Genomic DNA, 4,874 nt, shown 5'->3' with positions numbered 1-4,874 from the left:
AGTAGCGCCCGCACCTCCATCAGCGGCAGCTCAACGGATTCAGACAAGTCGATGTCGTCGGAATCCATTGCGCCGTGGCGGAACGCGCGCAGCGAGTCCAACGTCTGCACCGGTTGGGACAGCACGGTCGCTCCCAACAGCGGCGCGGCGACATCGGCCGGATCGACCAGCGGCACCTGCAGCGCCGTGACGATCTCCTTGGCCGTCAGCTTCTCCGAATGCACTTGGCCGTCAAGGTATACGTCGGTGTGTGCTACCAACAGGTCTTCGCCGAACGTGGCGCGGCTGCGGGAAAAGATCGTCGACAAGCCCGGCCGCCGCACACCGGTGTCCTGCGCGACCACCTCACGCAGAACACCGGACAGCTGCCCCGACATTTCCTCGGCGCTGACAAACCGCCGCCGCGGATCAGGATCGATCGCCCGACGCAACAATCGGCCGAACGAGTCGTACTTGGCGAGCACCGGGTCGTCCTCGGGCAGTCCGTCGACGTAGCGCCCGCCGCGGGCGCGCAATTTCAAGGTCAGAGCCGCCAGCGTGCGGCCGACGGTATAGATGTCGCTGGCTATCGTCGGGCCGGTACGCACAATCTCGGGCGCCTGGTAACCCGGTGTGCCGTAAAGGTATCCGAACGAGTTGATCCGTGACACGGCCCCCAGGTCGATTAGCTTGAGCTGCTCCTCGGTGAGCATGATGTTTTCCGGCTTGAGGTCGTTGTAGACCAAACCGATGGAATGCAAATAACTCAGCGCCGGCAAGATTTCCAACACGTAGGCGATGGCTTCGGCGACGGGCAGCTTGTCGCCTTTGCGGCGCTTGAGCGATTGCCCACCGACGTACTCCATCACGATGTAGCCGACCGGCTCGCCGTGCCGGTCCGTGTGCTCGACGAAATTGAAGATCTGCACGATCGAGGGATGCACCACCTCGGCGAGGAACCGCCGCTCGGCCATCGCGATCGCCTGGGCCTCGGCATCGCCGGAATGCACCAAACCCTTGAGTACCACCGGACGATCGTTGACGTTGCGGTCGAGGGCCAGATACACCCAGCCCAGCCCGCCGTGTGCGATGCAGCCCCTGATTTCGTACTGGCCGGCGACCAAGTCGCCCGGATTTAGTTGCGGCAGAAACGAATACGGGCTTCCACAGTAAGGGCACCAGCCCTCCGACTGTGCCTTTTTGGCCGAGGCCGTGCCCGCGGCGCTGGCCCGACCCACCGGCCGCCCACAGTTCCAGCAGAACCGTTTCGACTCCGGCACAACCGGATTGGGCATCAATGCTTCGATGGGGTCGATGTCGGGCACCCGCGGGATCTCGACTAGCCCGCCGCCAAGCCGCCGGACCGGTGCTCGTGGTGCCGACTTCATGCGTTCCTGCGGCTCCGTGTCGACGATGTGCGCCGGCGTCGCCTCGGAGTCATCATCGTCGAAATCGGGCCGGAAGACCGCCTGCGTGGTTACCGGACGGTCCTGCGCTGACGAATCCACCATCGCGTCGGCAGGTTGGGTACCCGGGCCGACCTTGTCGTCCGCGTCCTGGCGTTCGGGATCCACCGGCTGCTCGGTCATCAGTCCACATACCTCGCGCTCGGCGGGAGTGGGGCCGGACCGAGAACCGTTAACCACTTGCGGTACAAGGCGTTCCAGGTCCCGTCGCGGCGGATGCGTTCCAGGGTGCCGTTGACGAACCGGACCAGCCCGGTGTTGTCCATTTTGATCCCGACGCCGTAGGGCTGAGTGCCCATGTTGGGTCCGACGATGTGCAGATACGGGTCCTGGGACACCAGTCCGGCCAGGATGGAGTCATCGGTGCTTACGGCGTCGACTTGGCGCTGCTGCAGTGTCACCAGGCAGTCGGCCCAGTTCACTACCTCGACCACGATCGGCGGCGGCGCGATCTCCCGGATCCGGTGCAGGGACGTGGTGCCCCTCGCGACGCAGACCCGCTTGCCGGACAGGTCGGACGGCTTCGTGATCGACGAGTCGCGCGGCGCCAGGATGCGCTGGGAGGCGTCGAGGTAGACGGTGGAGAAGTTGACCTGCTTGCGCCGCTCGCAGGTGATGGTCATCGTCTTGACGACGACGTCGACCTCCGACTTCTCCAGCGCGGTGATGCGCTCGTCGGACGACAGGATCCGGTACTCGACTTGCGACGGGGTACCGAAGATATCGCGTGCCAGCTCGCCGGCAATATCCACGTCGAAGCCGGTGATTTCACCGGTGATCGGGTCGCGGAAGCTGAACAGGTTGCTGCCAATATCCAGACCGACGATCAGCCTGCCGCGGGCACGGATATTCGCGACGGCCGCGTCGGCATCGACCGGGTTGTCGAACGGCCGCAGGCTGGCGGCGGGGTTGCAGTCGTCGGCGGACTTGTCCGGCGACAGGGGCGGCTTAGGGGGCATCTCCTGCATACCGGCCGGTGTGGGCGGCGGCAGGGTCGGCACTGGGTTCACCACCATGGCGCCCGACTCGGTACAGCCGGCTAACAGGGCGGCGATCGCCAGCGCGGCGAACAGAATCCGGAGCGATCGCCGCGTGATCATCGGTACTCGCTCAGCCGGGGCCACAATCCCAACGCGACCGCGACGGCCGCGCCCAGGCTCAGAACGACGCCACCCACCGTCGCACCGGCCAGCCCGCCGCGCGCGGAGAGGATGTCGTCACGCAATTCGTTGCGACTCTGCTCCATCGCCTTACCCAGCGCACGGTCGAGTTTGTCGAACGCCGGGGTCGAGTCCTGCTCGCCGCTGCCAAGCGCGACCTGGGTGGCGGCCCGATAATTGCCGACCGAAATGTAGGAGTTGATCCGGTCGTCAGCGCGCCGCCACTGGGTCAGCAGATCAGCAGCCCCCTGCAAGTCGCCCTTGTCGACGGCGTCGCGGCGAGAGAGATATTCGTCGAGCTGCTTGTGCATGGCATCGATGCGTTCGTAGAAGGACCGCTGTCGAACCTCTTCGTCCCCGCGACGGATCAGTGACAGTGTTTCGTCGGCACGAGCCTGCTGGGCATTGATGGACATGTCGGTGATGGTCTTCAGCGACTCTGCTGCAGTGTTTTTGGCACTGCGGCTGCCGCTGGTGGAAATCGCTAGCGCGGTTCCCACCCAGACAACCATAACGAGAATCGCGAGGGCACCTGCGACAAGACCAGGGTTGATTCGTCGTTTGGTGCGTCGAGCCAGCCAGCGGTGCGAGAAGGATCCGAAGACGGCCGTGGCGGTGACGATCAGGATCACCGGAGCCGGGATCTGCGTCGACGCTGTGGTCTGGGCGTCCACCCGTGCTGACGTCTCGCGATATAACTGCTGCGCATCGGGCAGGATCGTCGACTGCATCAGCGCCGATGCCTCGGAAAGATACGACGACCCGACGGGGTTGCCGGCCCGGTTATTGGTGCGGGCAATCTCGATCAGCCCGGTGTACACGGACAGTTCGGCGTTGATCCGCCCGAGCAACTGCACCAGCGGCTCATCGGTCAGCCCACTCGACGCCCGGGTCACCGCTACTGCAGCATCGGTGATCGCCTGCTCGTATCGCTGCCGGACGGTGCGCGGTTCCGCCTGCGCAATAAACGCGGTCGCGGCTGCGGCGTCGGCCACCGACAGCGTGGTGTACAGCCGTCCGGCCGCGAACGCCAGCGGCTCCGTGTGCTTCAACACCGTGGTCAACACCTGCTGCCGCTGGTTGATCGTGGTCGAAGTGGCAAACGCGCTGAGCCCGCCGAGGATCGCCAGGATGAGACCGATGGTCAGGATGCGCCCCGGTGTCGTCGCTACGAACCACCAACGGGGGTGAGCCGGTTCAGTCGGCGACCGCGAACCCAGCGGCTCGGTCGACGGATGCGCCAACTCAACGGTCACCTCTGCTCGGACCTCATCTTTCAGGCGTACGTGTCAAAAACTCTATAAGCAAATTCTAAGAGCGTTTTCGCCAGATGTTGGGACCTGAGGGTGATTTGCCCGACTCTCCACCTCGCCCAGCTGCGCTGGCCGCACCGTCGTCGGGCGGGCTTTATTGCCCGCCTCTCCCCTCGCCGCTACGCGGCTGGGGGTGCCCCACCTCGGGGCCCGCTTCGCGGCCCGCATCGTCGTCGGGCGGCCTGCTTATCCTGAACGCGTGCGCGGCGACGGTGACGGATGGGTGGTCTCCGACTCCGGCATGCATTTCTGGGGGCGGCACGGCGCGGCCGGACTGCTGCTGCGAGCCCCTCGGCCCGACGGCACACCGGCGGTGTTGCTTCAGCACCGGGCGCCGTGGAGTCATCAGGGCGGAACGTGGGGTCTGCCGGGCGGTGCCCGCGACAGCCACGAGACCGCCGAGCAGGCCGCCGTCCGGGAGGCGCATGAGGAGGCTGGCCTGCCCAGCGAGCAGCTTTGGGTGCGGGCGACCGTGATCACTGCCGTCGCTAGCGGCACGCACTGGACCTACACCACCGTCGTCGCTGACGCGGGCGAACTGCTGCCAACCGTGCCCAACCACGAGACCGCCGAAATGCGCTGGGTCAGCGAAGACGAGGTGGCCGAATTGCCGCTGCACCCGGGGTTCGCCGCCAGTTGGCAACGGCTGCGCACCGCGCCGGCAATCGTGCCGTTGAGCGCCGGCGATGAGCGGCGGCGCCGTCTGCCGCGCACGGTCGAGATCGAGGCGGGCGTTTTCGTGTGGTGTACCGCGGGCAGACCCGACCACGCGCCGTCGCAGCTGAGTTCCCGGATCAGCTCGCTGCTGCAAGCGCCGAACTGAGCCGCTCTGCAGCGGCGCGCGGGTCTTCCGCGGCGGTGATCGCGCGGACCACCACGATGCGGCGGGCGCCGGCCTCCAGCACCTCCGGCAGCCGGTCGGCGTCGATACCGCCGATCGCGAACCACGGTTTGTC

General features: G+C 66.3%; 5 protein-coding genes. 1 reads left to right on the top strand and 4 read right to left on the bottom strand.

All coding sequences use genetic code 11. The features are described 5' to 3' along the window. The 3 genes from WB785_RS10085 to glnX all read right to left on the bottom strand — a co-directional run. Positions 1-1,568, bottom strand: a 1,568-nt coding sequence (locus tag WB785_RS10085; RefSeq protein WP_424078849.1) for a serine/threonine protein kinase, incomplete at its 3' end; no start/stop codon positions are given. Then, a complete protein-coding gene (locus WB785_RS10080) occupies positions 1,568-2,542 on the bottom strand; it encodes a glutamate ABC transporter substrate-binding protein (RefSeq protein ID WP_424078852.1) in 975 nt (324 codons plus the stop codon). The genes WB785_RS10080 and WB785_RS10085, both read right to left, overlap by 1 nt. Further along, on the bottom strand, positions 2,542-3,861 hold the full coding sequence (glnX, locus tag WB785_RS10075) for a protein kinase G-activating protein GlnX (protein WP_424078848.1): 1,320 nt from the start codon (positions 3,859-3,861) through the stop codon (positions 2,542-2,544). The genes WB785_RS10080 and glnX overlap by 1 nt, the downstream gene beginning before the upstream one ends. 256 nt (positions 3,862-4,117) lie before the next feature. Between glnX and WB785_RS10070 the strand changes: the two genes are divergently transcribed. Beyond that, complete coding sequence (locus tag WB785_RS10070) at positions 4,118-4,741, top strand: NUDIX hydrolase (protein WP_424078846.1); 624 nt, start codon at positions 4,118-4,120, stop codon at positions 4,739-4,741. Here the strand turns inward: WB785_RS10070 and WB785_RS10065 are convergent. Beyond that, a partial coding sequence (locus tag WB785_RS10065; RefSeq protein ID WP_424078851.1) for a thiamine phosphate synthase occupies positions 4,713-4,874 on the bottom strand: 162 nt, incomplete at its 5' end. The genes WB785_RS10070 and WB785_RS10065 overlap by 29 nt on opposite strands.

The sequence above is a fragment of the Mycobacterium sp. genome (assembly GCF_049585075.1).
In the GTDB taxonomy this organism is placed as follows: domain Bacteria; phylum Actinomycetota; class Actinomycetes; order Mycobacteriales; family Mycobacteriaceae; genus Mycobacterium.
The sequence above is the reverse complement of the archived record's forward strand: the minus strand, read 5'-3'. Positions and strand labels throughout refer to the sequence as shown.